Genomic DNA, 16044 nt, shown 5'->3' on the forward strand with positions numbered 1-16044 from the left:
GCTGTGGATCGGTTGTGGACGGGACGTGGCTAGAGGCTGGACGCCACCAGTTTGGTCAGGTCCACCAGGCGGCAGGAGTAGCCCCACTCGTTGTCGTACCAGCCGACCACCTTCACCTCGTTGCCCATCACGCGGGTCAGTCCCGAGTCGAAAATGCACGACGCCGGATCGGTGACAATGTCCGAGGACACGATCGGTTCATCCGTGTAGCGCAGGATGCCGTTCAGCGGACCGTCGGATGCCGCCTTGTACACGGCGTTGATTTCCTCGACGGAGGCTTCCCGGCTGAGCGTGACGGTGAGGTCGGTGACCGAACCGGTGGGCACCGGCACGCGGAGGGCGAAACCGTCCAGCTTGCCGTCCAGTTCCGGCAGGACCAGGCCGATGGCCTTGGCGGCGCCGGTGGACGTGGGCACGATGTTCAGCGCCGCCGCGCGGGCTCGGCGCAGGTCGCGGTGGGGGCCGTCCTGGAGGTTCTGGTCAGCGGTGTAAGCGTGAACGGTGGTCATGAGGCCGCGCTCGATTCCGAACGCCTCGTGAATGACCTTCGCCAGCGGGCCCAGGCAGTTGGTGGTGCAGGAGGCGTTGGAGACGATGTTGTCGGTCTCCGCGTTGTAGTCGCCGTCGTTGACGCCCATGACGATGGTGCGGTCAGCACCCTTGCCCGGAGCGGAGATCAGGACCTTCTTGGCCCCGGCGTCGAGGTGCTTCTTGGCGTCCTCTGCCTTGGTGAAGAACCCGGTGGACTCAATGACGACGTCAACGCCAAGGTCCTTCCAGGGGAGGTTGGCAGGGTCCCGCTCGGCGAGGACCTTGATGGTCTTCCCGCCGACAACCAGGTCCCCGTTGCGTACTTCCACGTCAGCGCCGATGCGGCCGGTCACGGAGTCGTACTTCAGGAGGTGGGCCAGGGTTTCGGGGCTGGTCAGGTCGTTGACGGCCACAATGTCGAGGTCGGCGTTCTGCTCCAGTGCTGCGCGGAAGTAGTTTCGTCCAATGCGTCCGAAGCCGTTGATTCCAACACGAGTAGTCACTTTTCTGTCTCCTTGATTGCGGGTGTACCGAAGAAACGTGACCTTGTGTCTGCGCAGGCCACTGGTCTGACGGGATTGGAGGAACCGGAAAACTGATCCCGGGCCTGCCGGCAAACACTCTGCCGGCCGGGCCGGGAGGCCCCGCCGGGCTTCTCAGCCCGGGCGGGAACCCTCGAACTCATCTTACGCGCCGGCCCTGTCCCGTGTACCGGTGGAGGGCCGGATTTGTACGCCGCAGACGCGATTATGCCGGGAGAATCAGTCCCTGGGCGCCGGTGCGGGCGGCCTCGAAGCGGGTGGCCACATCGGCCCAGTTGACGATGTTCCAGAAGGCCTTGACGTAGTCGGCCTTCACGTTGACGTAGTCCAGGTAGAAGGCGTGCTCCCACATGTCCAGCATCAGCAGCGGAATGGTTCCGACGGGAACGTTGCCCTGCTGGTCGAAGAGCTGCTCGATCACGAGGTTCTTGCCCAGCGGCTCGTAGGCCAGCAGTGCCCAGCCGGATCCCTGCAGCGACATCGCGGCAGCGGTGAACTGGCCGCGGAAGGCGTCGAAGGAACCGAAGAAGTCATCGATGGCGGCAGCGAGCTCGCCAACCGGCTTGTCGCCGCCTTCCGGTGAGAGGTTGTTCCAGAAGATGCTGTGGTTGACGTGGCCGCCGACGTGGAAGGCCAGATCCTTGGACAGCTTCGGGATGGTTGCGAAGTCACCCTTCTCGCGGGCTTCGGCCATCTGTGCCAGTGCCGTGTTGGCGCCGGCCACGTAGGTGGCGTGGTGCTTGTCGTGATGCAGTTCCATGATGCGGGCGGAGATGTTCGGCTCCAGTGCCGCGTAATCGTACGGCAGTTCCGGCAGAGTGTATTCGTTCACAAAATCCTCCTGATGAGTCGGAAATAGATCGGCTCGGTTATCCGGACGGCGTTTCCACCCGGAAACTTTCGGTGCCGCCAAAAGGCAGCATGCTTATGCCATCTTATGCTTTAACGCTACTCGTCAAGCATCTCAGGAGTCACATTGGCCTCGGTTCCGGGGATGCCCAGCTCGGCGGCCCGCTTGTCGGCCATGGCCAGGAGCCGGCGGATGCGTCCGGCGATGGCGTCCTTGGTCATGGGCGGTTCGGCCAGGTGTCCCAGCTCGTCGAGGCTGGCCTGCTTGTGGGCCACGCGCAGCTCCCCCGCGTACCGCAGGTGCTCGGGCACGTCGTCGCCGAGGATGTCCAGCGCACGGTCCACCCGGGCTCCGGCGGCAACCGCGGCCTGCGCCGAGCGGCGGAGGTTGGCGTCGTCGAAGTTGGCGAGCCGGTTGGCGGTGGCCCGGACTTCCTTGCGCATGCGGCGCTCTTCCCAGACCATCAGGGCATCGTGGGCGCCCATGCGGGTGAGCAGGGCGGCGATGGTGTCGCCGTCGCGGATGACCACGCGGTCGATTCCGCGCACCTCGCGGGCCTTGGCGGCAATGCCGATCCGGCGGGCCGAGCCCACCAGGGCCAGGGCGGCTTCGGGGCCCGGGCAAGTCACCTCCAGCGAGGAGGAGCGGCCCGGCTCCGTCAGCGATCCATGGGCGAGGAAGGCACCGCGCCACACGGCTTCGGCGTCGGCGGCGGAGCCGTTGACCACCACTGAGGGCAGCCCGCGGACCGGACGGCCTCGGGCATCCAGGAGTCCGGTCTGGCGGGCGAGTGATTCGCCGTCCTTGACGACGCGCACCACGTAGCGGCTGCCCCTTCGCAGGCCTCCTCCGGACACCACAATGATGTCGGAGGCGTGGCCGTACACCTCGGCTATCGCGGCACGCAGCCGCCTCGCCGTGGAAGCGAGATCCACTTCGGCTTCAATAACAATGCGCCCGGAAATGATGTGCAGTCCTCCGGCAAATCGCAGCAAGGCCGATACTTCCGCTTTGCGGACGGAGGACTTTTTCACATCAAGGCGTGAAAGTTCCTCTTTTACTGCTGCGGTCAATGCCACAAATACACTCCTAGTTCTCCCCAAACATATCGTGGTACGCGGTGGCCAGGCGCAACGGATCATGGATCGGCCGGCCGGTCGCTGCCCCCACCTTACCGAAAACGGGCCGCCCACCCATCTTGGCCACCGCCTCGCCGAAGGCCTCCGGATCCTCAATGACGGCCGGATCCACCAGCACGGCGTCCACCCGGAACCCGGGCGCATAGCGCTGCACCTCGGCCAGATGGTCAAGTGCCGACATGCCGGCGGTTTCCTTCGTTTCGTTGCTCAGGTTCATGGTCAGGCAGCGTTTGGCCTTCGTCCGGCAGAGTGCGCTCCGCAGTTCCGGCAGCATCAGGTGCGGCAGCACCGACGTGTACCAGGACCCCGGGCCAAGGATGACCCAGTCCGCCCGTTCGATGGCCGTGACCGCTTCGGGGCAGGCCACCGCATCAGCAGGAGTCAGCCGGACGCCGGTGACCTTGCCCCGGGCTCCGGCCGTCGCCAGCCGGGCCTGTCCGGTCACCAGTTCCAGATACTCGCCGGAGGCCGTGCGCCGCAGCACGTCGCCCTCGATGGTCAGCGGCTGCGTGGACATGGGCAGGACCTGGCCGCGGGCGCCGAGCAGCGCGCCGGCCCACTGCAGGCCGGCGACGGGATCGCCCAGCAACTCCCACAACGTCACGATGAGCAGGTTCCCGAGGGCATGGTTGTCCAGGGAGCCCTTGACCCCCGGCCGGGACTGGAACCGGTGCTGCATGACGTCGCGCCAGGTCCGCCCCCAGTCGGTGTCGTCGCAGAGGGCAGCCAGGGCCATCCGGAGGTCGCCGGGCGGCAGCACGTCAAGCTCGTGGCGCAACCGGCCGGAGGACCCGCCGTCGTCGGCCACCGTGACCACCGCCGTCAGGTCGGTGGTCAGCAGCCGCAGCGCCGACAGTGACGCGGACAGTCCGTGGCCGCCGCCCAGGGCCACCACTGCCGGGGAACCGTCCTTGCCGCCGGCGTCCCGGGCCGCGCCGGCCTGCGGAATCATCGGCAGCGGCCCGGTCAGGAACGTCATCTACTCGCGCCCGAGGTCGCGGTGGTGGGCGCTGACCGTCACGTGCGGCAGCTGCGCCAGGCGCTTGGCCAGTTCCTCCGTCACCGCCACTGAGCGGTGCTTGCCGCCGGTGCAGCCGACGGCGATGGTGGCGTAGTGCTTGTTCTCCCGCCGATAGCCGTCGATGACCGGGACCAGGGCTTCAACGTACCGGTCCAGGAAGTCCGCGGTGCCCTGGGCCTGCAGGACGTAGTCGCGGACGTCTTCGTCCAGGCCGGTGTGCGGGCGCAGCTGGGGAACCCAGTGCGGGTTGGGGATGAAACGGACGTCCGCCACATAGTTGGAATCCACCGGCAGCCCGTACTTGAACCCGAAGCTCATCACGTTCAGCCGCAGCACGATCGGCCCGGATTCGGTGAAGAGCTCGGTGATGGTGGTGGCCAGGGCGTGGACGTTCAGCTTGGAGGTGTCCACGACGACGTCGGATGATTCGCGCAGTTCCTTGACCACATCCCGCTCGGCGGCGATGCCGTCCAGGATGCTGCCGTCCTCCTGCAGCGGGTGGGGGCGCCTGCCCTGCTCAAAGCGGCGCACGAGGGTTTCATCCTCGGCGTCCAGGAACAGCAGCCGGTAGGAGACGCCGGCTGCACGGAGGCCGCTGAGGGCCTCCCTGATGTCCTTGAACAGTTCCTTGCTGCGGACGTCGATGACCACAGCCAGCTTGGGGATGGAATGCGGCATCCGGGACACCAGCTCGGTCAGGGTGCCCAGCATCAGCGGCGGCAGGTTCTCCACCACGTACCAGCCATGGTCCTCGAGGGCGTTGGCGGCCGTGCTGCGTCCGGCGCCGGACATGCCGGTAACCACCAGCAGCTCCGACTCGGCGGGCTTGACCGGGGTCAGCGCGTCCTGTTCGTTCATGTCCGTCGTCCCATCCTTAGGGTTCTTTTTTTGGCACAGGTCTCTCCCCGTGCCGGTTTGTGCTGTATTAGAGCCCGAAGCGCACCCGCTCCAGGGAAGGAAGCCGATTATCCAGCCTAGCTAAGTTTCCATGATTTCGCCGGTGGCCATGTTCACCGCGGGGGCGCCGGCCGAGCCGCCCTTCTCCGCGAGCTGGGCGTGGACCGACGCCGCCAGCGCCGGCCCGATGCCCGGCACCCGCTGCAGCTCCTCCGCCGAGGCACTGCGCAGCTTTTTGACCGACCCGAACTCCTTGAGCAGCGCTGCACGCTTGGCCGGTCCGAGGCCGGAAATCTCGTCCAGCAGGGACGCGGTCATGGATTTGGCCCGCTTCTGGCGGTGGAAGGTGATGGCGAAGCGGTGTGCTTCGTCGCGGATACGCTGGAGCAGGAACAGGGCTTCGGAGGCACGCGGCAGGATCACCGGGAAGTCGCTGTCCGGGACCCACACCTCCTCCAGCCGCTTGGCCAGGCCCACCACGTAGATGTCGGTGATGCCCAGGTCCGCCAGGGCCCGGGAGGCCGCCGCCACCTGCGGCTGGCCGCCGTCGACCACCACCAGGTTGGGCGGATAGGCGAACTTGGCCCGGGGAGCGGCGGTGAGCGTGTCCGTCAGCGGCTGGACATCGGTGCCGGTGCGTTCCGCGGGCAGCTTGGCCAGCGCCTCGGCCGCTGCGGGGTCGGCGGCCGGATCCGCGTTTTCGGCGAGGTAGTTGCGGAAACGGCGGGAGATGACGTCGTACATGGCCGAGGTGTCATCCCGGGCCGCGTCGCCGGTGATGGAGAACTTGCGGTAGTCGGACTTCTTCGGCAGCCCGTCCTCGGCCACCACCATGGAGGCCACCACGTTGGTGCCGGAGACGTGGGAGATGTCGTAGCACTCGATGCGCAGCAGGGCCACCGGCAGGTCCAGGGCTTCCTGCAGTTCCTGCAGCGCGGCGGAGCGGGTGGTGATGTCCCCGGCGCGGCGGCTTTTGTGCAGACGCAGGGCGTCGGCGGCGTTGCGGGCCACCGTCTCCATCAGGGCCTTCTTGTCGCCGCGCTGCGGAACACGGATGTCCACCCGGGACCCGCGCAGGCCGGAGAGCCACAGCGCCAGCTCGTCGGCGTTGGCCGGCAGCTCCGGAACCAGCACCTGGCGGGGAATGCGGTCGGTGGAGGCTGACTCCCCGTAGACCTGCTGGATCAGGTGCTCCACGAGGTCCGAGGTGTCGGTATCCTCGACCTTCTCCACGACCCAGCCGCGCTGGCCGCGGATCCTGCCGGCCCGAACGTGGAACACCTGGGCCGAGGCTTCAAGCTCGTCTTCCTCGAGTGCGAAGATGTCGGCGTCGGTGTCCTCGCTCAGCACCACGTTGTTGCGCTCGAAGACCTTGCGCAGGGCCGAGATGTCGTCGCGGAGCCGGGCGGCGGACTCATAGTCCAGTTCGGCCACGGCGGCCTGCATCTCCTTCTCCAGCGTTCCGATGAAGCGTTTGCCTTCGCCGGACATGAAGTCGCAGAGTTCGGCGGCCAGCTGGCGGTGGTCCTCCGGGCTGATCCGCCCGACGCACGGTGCCGCGCATTTGTCGATGTAGCCCAGCAGGCAGGGCCGGCCGGTGCGCTCGGCACGCTTGAAGACACCGGAGCTGCAGGTGCGGACGGGAAAGACGCGCAGCAGGGTGTCGAGGGTCTCGCGGATGGCCTTGGCGGGGTAGAACGGACCGAAGTAGCGGGTGTCCTTGCGCCGGTCTCCGCGCATCACCTGCGCCCGGGGATACTTCTCCCCCATGGTGACGGCCAGGTACGGATAGGACTTGTCGTCCCGGAACATGATGTTGAACCGGGGGTTGAATTCCTTGATCCAGGTGTACTCCAGCTGCAGCGCTTCCAGCTCGGTGCCCACCACAGTCCATTCGACGCTGGAGGCGGTGTGCACCATGGCCCGCGTCTTGGGCAGCAGGCCCCGCGGATTCGCGAAGTAGGAGTTCAGGCGGGAGCGGAGGTTCTTGGCCTTGCCGACGTAGATGACCCGTCGGTGCTCGTCACGGAAACGGTAAACGCCTGGAGCGGTGGGGATCTCCCCCGTTTTCGGCCGGTATGTTGCTGGATCTGCCACGTTTCCATCCTACGGTTGCTGCCGGGCGCCTTTGCGCAGTCCCGGGCGGCTTTTCGCGGGGCGCTGAACCGGCTGCCGGCTTACCCTTCGGGCTTGCTCTGGTTGTAGCTGCCGGAGCGTTCCTGCCCGGAGAGCTCGGCAATGGCGTCCATGACGCGGTCGGTGGCCTGGCGCCGGGCGGGCAGGGCGTGGTTGGGTCCGGTTTTTTGGAAGTACAGCGGCCGGCCCACCTTCATGGTGAAATGCTGCGGTTTGATCCATTTCTTGCCCGCCGGCTGCAGGTTTTCGGTGCCGATCAGCCCCACTGGCACCACCGGCGCCCCGGAGGTCAGCGCCAGCCAGCCCACACCGGTCCGCCCGCGGTACAGCAGGCCGTCCCGGGACCGGGTGCCCTCCGGGTAGATGCCGATCCCGCTGCCCTGCTCAAGCCGGTCCAGCAGGGTTTGCAGCGCCGCCACTGACGCGGCCTGCTGGTCCCGTTCCACGGGAATGGATCCCACGCCCTCAAAAAAGGTCCGCATCGCGGCGCCCTTGACGCCGGTGCCGGTGAAGTACTCGGCCTTCGCGAAGAAGGCCACGGGGCGCGGCATCAGTGCCTGCGTGAGCACGCTGTCCAGAAACGACAGGTGGTTCGCCGCCACGATGAACGCGCCGCTGGCCGGAACATTCTCCAGGCCGATGACGGTGGGCCGGCACAGGGAAGCGATCAGGCCGCGGGTGGAGGCCCGGGTCAGGTCATAAACGCTCATGTGCGCAGGCCCTTTCCTGCACACGGAAGCTGTGCTCCGTCAGCAGCGCCGCCAGCAATTCCTCCGCCGAATCGACGACGGCGGCCGCACCGGCCGCTGCCAGCTCGCCGTCGCCGGCAAAGCCCCAGCTGACGCCGATGCAGTCCAGGCCGTTGGCTGCTGCTCCCTCCACGTCGTGCCGGCGGTCCCCCACCATGACGGCGCGGTCATACGTGCCGGCGTGCCGGTCCAGCGCAGCCCGGATGATGGTGGTCTTGCCGTCGAGGGCCGCTGCGGCCTGCTCGTCGGCGGGTGAGCCGTGCACGGAGTCGAAGAGTTCCGAAAGTCCCTGCACGCGGAGCAGTTCCTGCGCCAGCGGTTCGGGCTTCTGGGTGGCGACGGCCACGACGCTGCCGTCGGCGCGCAGCCGCGAGACGGCTGCCTCGATGCCCGGGTAGGGGCGGCTCTGCGCCATTCCGGTGTCCCGGTAGCCGGCGCGGTAGTGTGCGATGACCTCATTAACGCGGGCTTCCGGAACGCCGGCGATTTCCCGCAGCGATGTCACAAGCGCAGGTCCGACCATTCGCTGGAGTTCCGCCGCCGGAGGGACGGGCAGGCCGCTGGCGGCGAGGGCGGTGCTGATGCCGCCGGTGATGCTGCCCGCCGGATCCACCAGGGTTCCGTCAAGGTCGAAGAGCACTAAGAGCCGGGATTCTTTCACCGGGACAGTTTCCCACACCTGCGGCCCGGTACGGAAAAAGGCATTCCCGGCGGGGAATACCTTTTTCCGTACGGGCGACGCAGAGATCTACGCCGCGCCCTTTTGCTTGTCGAACATTTCGGCAAGGAACCTGCCGGTGTGGCTGACCTCGGAGGACGCCACCTTTTCCGGTGTTCCGGTGGCAATCACCTGTCCGCCGCCGTTTCCGCCTTCCGGACCCATGTCGATGATCCAGTCGGCGCTCTTGATCACGTCAAGGTTGTGCTCGATGGTGATCACCGTGTTGCCCTTGTCCACCAGTCCCTGCAGGACCAGCAGCAGCTTGCGGACATCCTCGAAATGCAGGCCGGTGGTCGGCTCGTCGAGCACGTACACGCTGCGCCCGTTGGAGCGCTTCTGCAGTTCCGCCGCCAGCTTCACGCGCTGCGCCTCGCCGCCGGACAGGGTGGTGGCCGGCTGGCCGAGCCGGACATAGCCCAGCCCGACGTCAACGAGCGTGTTCAGGTGCCGGGCAATCGGCGAGAACGCGGCGAAGAACTCCGCAGCCTCCTCGATGGACATGCCCAGGACCTCGGAAATGTTCTTGCCCTTGTAGTGCACCTCGAGGGTTTCGCGGTTGAACCGTCCGCCGTGGCAGACCTCGCAGGGCACGTAGACGTCCGGCAGGAAGTTCATTTCAATCTTCAGCGTGCCGTCGCCGTGGCAGGCTTCGCAGCGGCCACCCTTGACGTTGAAGGAGAAGCGGCCGGGCAGGTAGCCGCGGACCTTGGACTCGTTGGTCTCCGCGAAGAGCTTGCGGATGTGGTCCCAGACGCCGGTGTAGGTGGCCGGGTTGGAGCGCGGGGTGCGGCCGATCGGGCTCTGGTCCACGTGGATGACCTTGTCCAGGTTCTCCAGCCCGTCAATGCGCAGGTGCCGCCCGGACACGTGCTTGGCGCCGTTGAGCTTGGCGGCCAGCGTCTTGTACAGGATGTCGTTGATCAGCGTGGACTTGCCGGATCCGCTGACGCCCGTCACCGCGGTGAAGACACCGAGCGGAATGGACACGTCGATGTTGCGCAGGTTGTTTTCCCGCGCCCCGACGATCTTCAGCTGGCGGGACTTGTCCACCTTGCGGCGTTTGGCCGGGATCTCGATCTTCCGGCGGCCGGACAGGTACGCGCCGGTCAGGGACCGCTCGTTGGTGAGCAGGTCCGCCAGGGAGCCGGAGTGCACCACTTCGCCGCCGCGCTCACCCGCACCCGGTCCGATGTCCACCACCCAGTCGGCTTCGTGGATGGTGTCTTCGTCGTGCTCCACGACGATCAGGGTGTTGCCGAGGTTGCGCAGCCGGGCCAGGGTCTCGATGAGGCGCCGGTTGTCCTTCTGGTGCAGTCCGATGGAGGGCTCGTCGAGGACGTAGAGGACGCCCACCAGGCCGGAGCCGATCTGGGTGGCCAGGCGGATGCGCTGCGCCTCGCCGCCGGAGAGGGTGGCCGCTGCCCGCTCCAGGCTCAGGTACTCGAGCCCGACGTCGAGCAGGAAGGTCAGGCGGGCCAGGATTTCCTTCAGGACCTGGTCGCCGATCTTCGCTTCGCGGGTCGTGAGTTCCAGCCCGCCGAGGAACTCGGCCGCCTCGCGCAGGGGCAGGGCGGCCACCTGGGCAATGTTCTTTCCGTTGATCAGCACCGACAGCGACGCCGGGTTCAGCCGGGCTCCGCCGCACTCGGGGCAGGGGATTTCCCGCATGTACTCCTCGTACCGGTCACGGGCGCTGTCCGATTCGGTCTCGAGGTGCTTGCGGTGGATGTAGGAGATGACGCCTTCGAAGCCGGTGCTGTACTTGCGTTCGCGGCCGAAGCGGTTCTTGTACTGAACCACCACCTTGTGGTCCTTGCCGTTGAGGATGGCCTCGCGGGCCTTGGCCGGCAACTTCTTCCACGGCACGTCCATGGAGAAACCCATGTCCTTGGCCAGGCCGGCCAGCAGCCGGTTCCAGTACTCCAGGGTGGCGTTGCCCAGCGCCCAGGGCGCCACGGCTCCCGCGGCCAGGCTCAGGTTGGGGTTGGGGATCACCAGCTCCTCGTCAACCTCCAGCCGGCTGCCGATGCCGGTGCAAACCGGGCAGGCGCCGAAGGGGTTGTTGAAGGAGAAGGACCGGGGTTCAATCTCATCGATCGCCAGCGGATGCTCGTTCGGGCACGCCAGGTGCTCGGAGAAGGGCCGGATCCGGTCCTCGCTCTTCTCGTCGACGTCCACGAAGTCCGCCAGGATCCGGCCCTCGGCCAGGCCCAGCGCGGTCTCCACCGAGTCGGTCAGGCGCTGCCGGATGCCGTCCTTGGCCACCAGCCGGTCCACCACCACCTCGATAGTGTGTTTGTACTGCTTGCCCAGCTTGGGCGGATCGGAGAGCTGGATCTGCTCGCCGTCGACCTTTGCGCGCGAGTAGCCCTTGGCGGCGAGCTCCTTGAACAGGTCCACGAACTCGCCCTTGCGTCCGCGCACCACCGGAGCCAGGATCTGGAACCGGGTGCCTTCGGGCAGCTCGAGCAGCTGGTCGACAATCTGCTGCGGTGTCTGCCGTGACACGGGCTCGCCGCAGATGGGGCAGTAGGGGGTGCCGACACGGGCCCAGAGCAGGCGCATGTAGTCGTAGATCTCGGTGATGGTTCCGACGGTGGAGCGCGGGTTCTTGGAGGTGGACTTCTGGTCGATCGACACCGCCGGAGACAAGCCCTCGATGAAGTCGACGTCGGGCTTGTCCACCTGCCCGAGGAACATCCGCGCGTAGGAGGAGAGCGACTCGACGTACCGCCGCTGGCCCTCGGCGAAGATCGTGTCAAAGGCCAGGGAGGACTTGCCGGATCCGGAAAGTCCGGTGAAGACAATCATCGCGTCGCGCGGCAGATCCAGATCCACGTTGCGGAGGTTGTGCTCCCGTGCGCCCTTGACGATGAGGCGGGAGAGATCGTTGCCGCTGTGCGGCTCGTTGGCACTATCGGCCATCAAAGAGGTAGCTGTAGACACAAATTCCACTGTAGTTCACCGGTTGGTTCGAAGATGTATTCGACGCCGCAGTGTTCACCGCAGGCGAAGAGCCGTCTCGACGTAGGTCACGGCCTCTTGCGGATCAAGCCCGTTGGCGCGGACGGAATCGGCAAAGACCCGTGCCGCCTCGGCCACCCGCCGCCGTCCGTTGTCTCCGGCGGCTGCGATGACGGTTCCTGCCCGCGAGCGCGTGGTGACCACTTCGGCCTGTTCCAGTTCGCGGTACGCCCGGGCCACGGTGTTGACGGCAAGGCCCAGCCGGGCGGCGAGCGCGCGGACCGGAGGCAGGCGGGTTCCCACGGCAAGGCGTCCCTCATTGGCGGCATCAAGGATCTGAACCCTCAACTGCTCAAACGGGGGAACCGTGCTTGCGGCGTCGATGCGGACCCAGGACAGGACGTCGTCACTCATGGGACCGCCTTCGGGTTGGAGAGCTGGAACCGTCCGAGGGATTCAACGGCCGGGTGCGTTGCTGCGCGCTGGGCACATGCTGCAGTTCCATTTTGCCATGCCGGTGCTGTTTGCGCCGGGAGGCAGGTCACGGCCCGGGGGCCGGCCCGTCGCCGGTTCCTTCCGCTGCCGCCGCCGGCTCGGAGAACTGGGAGCGGTACAGCTCGGAGTAGAACCCCTCGGCGGCCAGCAGCGCCTCATGGGTCCCCTGTTCCACGATCTCCCCGTGCCGCACCACCAGGATGACGTCGGCATCCCGGATGGTCGAGAGCCGGTGGGCGATCACAAAGCTGGTCCGGGCCTCCCGCAGTGCGTTCATGGCCAGGCGGATGGAGATCTCCGTTCGGGTATCCACCGAGCTGGTCGCTTCATCCAGGACCAGGATGGCCGGGTCCGCCAGCCAGGCCCGGGTGATCGTGATCAGCTGCCGCTGCCCCTGGCTCAGCGTTCCGCCGTCGTACCCCAGGACCGTGTCGTAGCCATCCGGCAGCGAGCGCACGAAGTGGTCCACGTGCGTTGCCCGCGCTGCCTCCACGATTTGTTCCTCAGTGGCGTCCGGCGCGCCGTAGGCAAGGTTCTCCCGAACGGTCCCCTCGAACAGCCACGCGTCCTGGAGCACCATGCCGATCAGTTTCCGCACGTCGTCGCGCCGCATCCGGGCGGTGTCCACCCCGTCAATGGTGATCCGTCCGGCGTCCGCGTCGTAAAAGCGCATCAGGAGGTTCACCAGCGTGGTCTTCCCCGCCCCCGTGGGACCGACAATCGCCACCGTCTGCCCCGGTTCCGCGATGAAGGACAGGCCGCGTATGAGCGGTGCGTCCGGGGAGTAGCTGAAGTCCACGTCCTCAAAGGCCACGCGTCCCTTGACCGCTGTCAGCACCTGCGGCTCCGCGGGATCCGGGGGCTGCTCCCGGTCATCAAGCAGTTCGAACACACGTTCGGCTGAGGCGACGCCGGACTGCAGCATGTTGATCAGCGAACCGAGCTGCCCCAGCGGCTGGGAGAACTGGCGGCTGTACTGGATGAAGGCCTGCACTCCCCCGATGGAGAGGCGCCCGTTGGCCACCAGGAGCCCGCCGACCACTGCCACCGCCACATAGTTGAGGTTGGAGATGAACTGCATGGTGGGCATGATGATGCCGGACACGAACTGTGCCTTGAAGGAGGAGCGGTAGAGGGTGTCGTTGGCCGGCCGGAACCCCTCCACCACCCGCTCCTGCTGCCCGAAGGCCTTCACCACGTCCTGGGCGCTGAACATTTCCTCGATGTAGCCGTTCACCTCCCCCGTGGACTTCCACTGCTGCATGAACTGCGCCTGCGAGCGCCGGGCAATGAAGACGGTGACGACGGCGGAGACGGGGACAGTGACCACGGCGATCAGTGCCAGCAGCGGGGACAGCCAGAGCATCATGCCCAGCACCCCCACGATGGTCAGCACCGAGGTGATGATCTGGGTCAGGGTCTGGGAGAGCGTCTGCGCCAGGTTGTCGATGTCATTGGTGACCCGGCTCAGCACGTCCCCCCGGGATTCCCGCTGGAAGTGGGACATCGGCAGCCGGAAGAGCTTGCCGTCCACGTCCCGGCGCAGCCGGTACATGGCGTTCTGCACCACCCGCGCCGTGACCCGCGCCTGCAGCCAGCCGAAGGCGAACGAGGCAAGGTAGATCCCCAGCACCCCCAGCACCAGCACTCCGAGCCGGCCGAAGTCCAGCCCGGCACCGGGCACCACGTCCATCGCGGCCAGCATGGTCGCGAGCTGGTCCTGTCCGGCACTGCGCAGGGCCTGCACCTGGTCCTCCTTGCTGATCCCCGGCTGCAGCCCCGCTCCGATCACGCCGTCGAAAATGACGTTGGTCGCTTCCCCCAGGATCCGCGGTGCACTGACCGCGAGCGCCACCGAGACGACGGCGGCCACCAGCACCAGTGCCACCCGCAGCCGGTCCGGGGCAGTCAGCGCCACGATCCGCCGGACACTGGCCCGGAAGTTCAGCGGCTTCGCGGCGGGAGCGGCAGCTCCCGCGGCACGGGGTCCGCCGTGTGCAAGCCTTCCGGGGCCGCTCACTGCACTTCCTCCGCCGTGAGCTGGGATTCAACAATTTCGCGGTAGGTGGGCGAGGCCGCCATCAGCTCCGCATGTGTGCCCTGCCCGGCGACCCGTCCTTCCTCCAGCACCACGATCCGCGCGGCATCGGTGATGGTGTTGACCCGCTGGGCGACGATGAGCACCGTGGAGCTGCGGGTGCGCTGCTTCAGTGCGGCGCGCAGCCGGGCGTCGGTGGCAAAGTCCAGGGCGGAAAAGCTGTCGTCGAAGAGGTAGATCGAGGGCTGGACGACCAGGGCGCGGGCAATCGCCAGGCGCTGCCGCTGTCCACCGGAGAAGTTGCCCCCTCCCTGCTCCACCCGGTGCTCCAGCGCCCCCTCGGCGGCGCGGACAAAGTCGTCGGCCTGCGCAATCTCCAGGGCCTCCCACAACTCGGCGTCGGTGGCCTCCGGCTTGCCGAAGCGCAGATTGGAGCCGATGGTGCCGGCAAACAGGTACGCGCGCTGCGGCACCAGGCCGATGCCGCTGCGCAGCGAATGCAGCGTCACTTCCTCGATGTCCTGGCCGTCGATGCTGATTCCCCCCGAGGTGGCGTCCAGCAGCCTGGGGACCAGGTTCAGCAGTGTGGATTTGCCGGCGCCGGTGGATCCGATGATGGCCGTGGTCTGCCCCGACTCCGCGGTGAAGCTGATTCCGGAAAGCACCGGCGCCTCCGCCCCGGGATAGGTGTAGCCGACGTCGTCGAACGCCAGGGTGCCGCCGTCGTACACCAGCGGCGGCGCCCCCTCGGCGTCGTGCACGGTGCTCTCGGTGTCGAGGACCTCGCAGATGCGTTCGGCGCAGACCGCGGCGCGGGGCAGCATCATGATCATGAACATGGACATCATCACGGCCATCAGGATCTGCATGATGTAGGCGAGGAACGCGGTGAGCGCGCCGATCTGCATCTGCCCGGCATCAATCCGGTAGGCACCGAACCACACCACGGCCACGGAGGCCAGGTTGGCCACCAGCATGGCGGCCGGAAACAGCAGCGCCATGTACTGTGCGGTCCGCAGCTGGGTTCCGGTCAGGTCGCGGTTGGCGGCGTCGAACCGGGCCTCCTCCGTGCGCTCCCGGACAAAGGCGCGGATCACGGCGACCCCCATGATCTGTTCGCGCAGCACCGAGTTCACCCGGTCGATCTGCTTCTGCGCCCGCCGGAACAGCGGGATCAGCCGGCGCAGCACCAGCCCGATCACGGCGAACAGGACCGGCAGGATCAGCAGCAGGACCCCCGACAGCGGCACATCCTGGTTCAACGCCAGCACCACCCCGCCCACACCCATGATCGGCGCCGAGACCATGACGGTGAACGTCATCAGCAGGGCCATCTGCACCTGCTGCACGTCGTTGGTGGTGCGGGTGATCAGCGAGGGGGCGCCGAAGACTCCGACTTCCCGCGAGGAGAAGGACTCCACCGTCGTGAAGAGGTCATCGCGGATGTTCCGGCCCACGCTCATCGCCACCCGGGCGGCGAAGTAGGTGGCCGTAACCGCGCAAAGGACCTGGCCGGCAGTAATGGCGAGCATCCAGCCGCCAATGTCCAGGATCACGCCGGTGTCGGCCCGGACCACGCCGCGGTCGATGATGCCGGCGTTCAGGGTGGGCAGGTACAGCGTGGCGGCGGTGGACAAGAACTGCAGGATGACGACGGCGGCAACGGCTCCCTTGTAGGGTGCCAGGTTCTGCCGGACGAGCCGTAGGAGCACGTTTCCTCCTGGAACTGCCGGGAGGATGCCCGGCACCATCCGAACCTACGCCGCGGCCTCCGGGCAGGCAATACCCATGGGCTGCCGGGCGGGCCTGCCAGCCGGCGAGCGCGGAACCGGCAGGCAGGGCCAGACCGCGGGAGGCATTGCGGCCGTGATTCCCGCACTGGTTCCCAGTCGTTGTTACCTGATGGGGCCGGTGGAACCCCAGGTGTCTCAGCAGCCCCAAACAGTGGGAACCAGTGCAGG

12 protein-coding genes are annotated in these 16044 nt (G+C 67.2%); all 12 read right to left on the reverse strand.

Annotation, left to right across the window (positions count from 1 at the left end; translation table 11 throughout):
- Nucleotides 1-29 precede the first annotated feature (29 nt).
- A complete protein-coding gene (gap, locus tag QNO00_RS01320; protein ID WP_229965719.1) occupies nucleotides 30-1034 on the reverse strand; it encodes a type I glyceraldehyde-3-phosphate dehydrogenase in 1005 nt (334 codons plus the stop codon).
- A 244-nt stretch (nucleotides 1035-1278) separates the two neighbouring features.
- Entirely contained in the window at nucleotides 1279-1905 is a 627-nt protein-coding gene (locus QNO00_RS01325; RefSeq protein ID WP_229965718.1) for a superoxide dismutase, read from the reverse strand.
- A gap of 116 nt (nucleotides 1906-2021) precedes the next feature.
- The gene (gene whiA, locus QNO00_RS01330) at nucleotides 2022-3002 is read right to left on the reverse strand and encodes a DNA-binding protein WhiA (protein WP_229965717.1); all 981 of its coding nucleotides are present in this window, start codon (nucleotides 3000-3002) and stop codon (nucleotides 2022-2024) included.
- 10 nt (nucleotides 3003-3012) lie between these two features.
- Nucleotides 3013-4041, reverse strand: a complete 1029-nt coding sequence (locus QNO00_RS01335; protein WP_229965716.1) for a gluconeogenesis factor YvcK family protein — start codon at nucleotides 4039-4041, stop codon at nucleotides 3013-3015.
- Nucleotides 4042-4941 (reverse strand): RNase adapter RapZ, encoded by a 900-nt coding sequence (rapZ, locus tag QNO00_RS01340; protein WP_229965715.1) that lies wholly within the window; start codon nucleotides 4939-4941, stop codon nucleotides 4042-4044.
- 120 nt (nucleotides 4942-5061) lie between these two features.
- Nucleotides 5062-7077 (reverse strand): excinuclease ABC subunit UvrC, encoded by a 2016-nt coding sequence (gene uvrC, locus QNO00_RS01345; protein ID WP_284023368.1) that lies wholly within the window; start codon nucleotides 7075-7077, stop codon nucleotides 5062-5064.
- An 80-nt stretch (nucleotides 7078-7157) separates the two neighbouring features.
- On the reverse strand, nucleotides 7158-7826 hold the full coding sequence (locus tag QNO00_RS01350; RefSeq protein ID WP_229965713.1) for a lysophospholipid acyltransferase family protein: 669 nt from the start codon (nucleotides 7824-7826) through the stop codon (nucleotides 7158-7160).
- Nucleotides 7813-8526, reverse strand: coding sequence for an HAD hydrolase-like protein (locus QNO00_RS01355; RefSeq protein ID WP_229965712.1), 714 nt, complete (start codon nucleotides 8524-8526; stop codon nucleotides 7813-7815). The genes QNO00_RS01350 and QNO00_RS01355 overlap by 14 nt, the downstream gene beginning before the upstream one ends.
- Before the next feature lie 87 nt (nucleotides 8527-8613).
- Nucleotides 8614-11511 (reverse strand): excinuclease ABC subunit UvrA, encoded by a 2898-nt coding sequence (uvrA, locus tag QNO00_RS01360; protein WP_284023540.1) that lies wholly within the window; start codon nucleotides 11509-11511, stop codon nucleotides 8614-8616.
- A gap of 75 nt (nucleotides 11512-11586) precedes the next feature.
- Nucleotides 11587-11964, reverse strand: a complete 378-nt coding sequence (locus tag QNO00_RS01365; RefSeq protein ID WP_229965711.1) for a GntR family transcriptional regulator — start codon at nucleotides 11962-11964, stop codon at nucleotides 11587-11589.
- Nucleotides 11965-12091: 127 nt separating this feature from the next.
- On the reverse strand, nucleotides 12092-14065 hold the full coding sequence (locus tag QNO00_RS01370; RefSeq protein ID WP_284023370.1) for an ABC transporter ATP-binding protein: 1974 nt from the start codon (nucleotides 14063-14065) through the stop codon (nucleotides 12092-12094).
- The gene (locus QNO00_RS01375; RefSeq protein WP_229965709.1) at nucleotides 14062-15795 is read right to left on the reverse strand and encodes an ABC transporter ATP-binding protein; all 1734 of its coding nucleotides are present in this window, start codon (nucleotides 15793-15795) and stop codon (nucleotides 14062-14064) included. The genes QNO00_RS01370 and QNO00_RS01375 overlap by 4 nt, the downstream gene beginning before the upstream one ends.
- Nucleotides 15796-16044: the final 249 nt, after the last annotated feature.

Source organism: Arthrobacter sp. zg-Y1219 (assembly GCF_030125545.1).
Classification (GTDB): domain Bacteria; phylum Actinomycetota; class Actinomycetes; order Actinomycetales; family Micrococcaceae; genus Arthrobacter_B.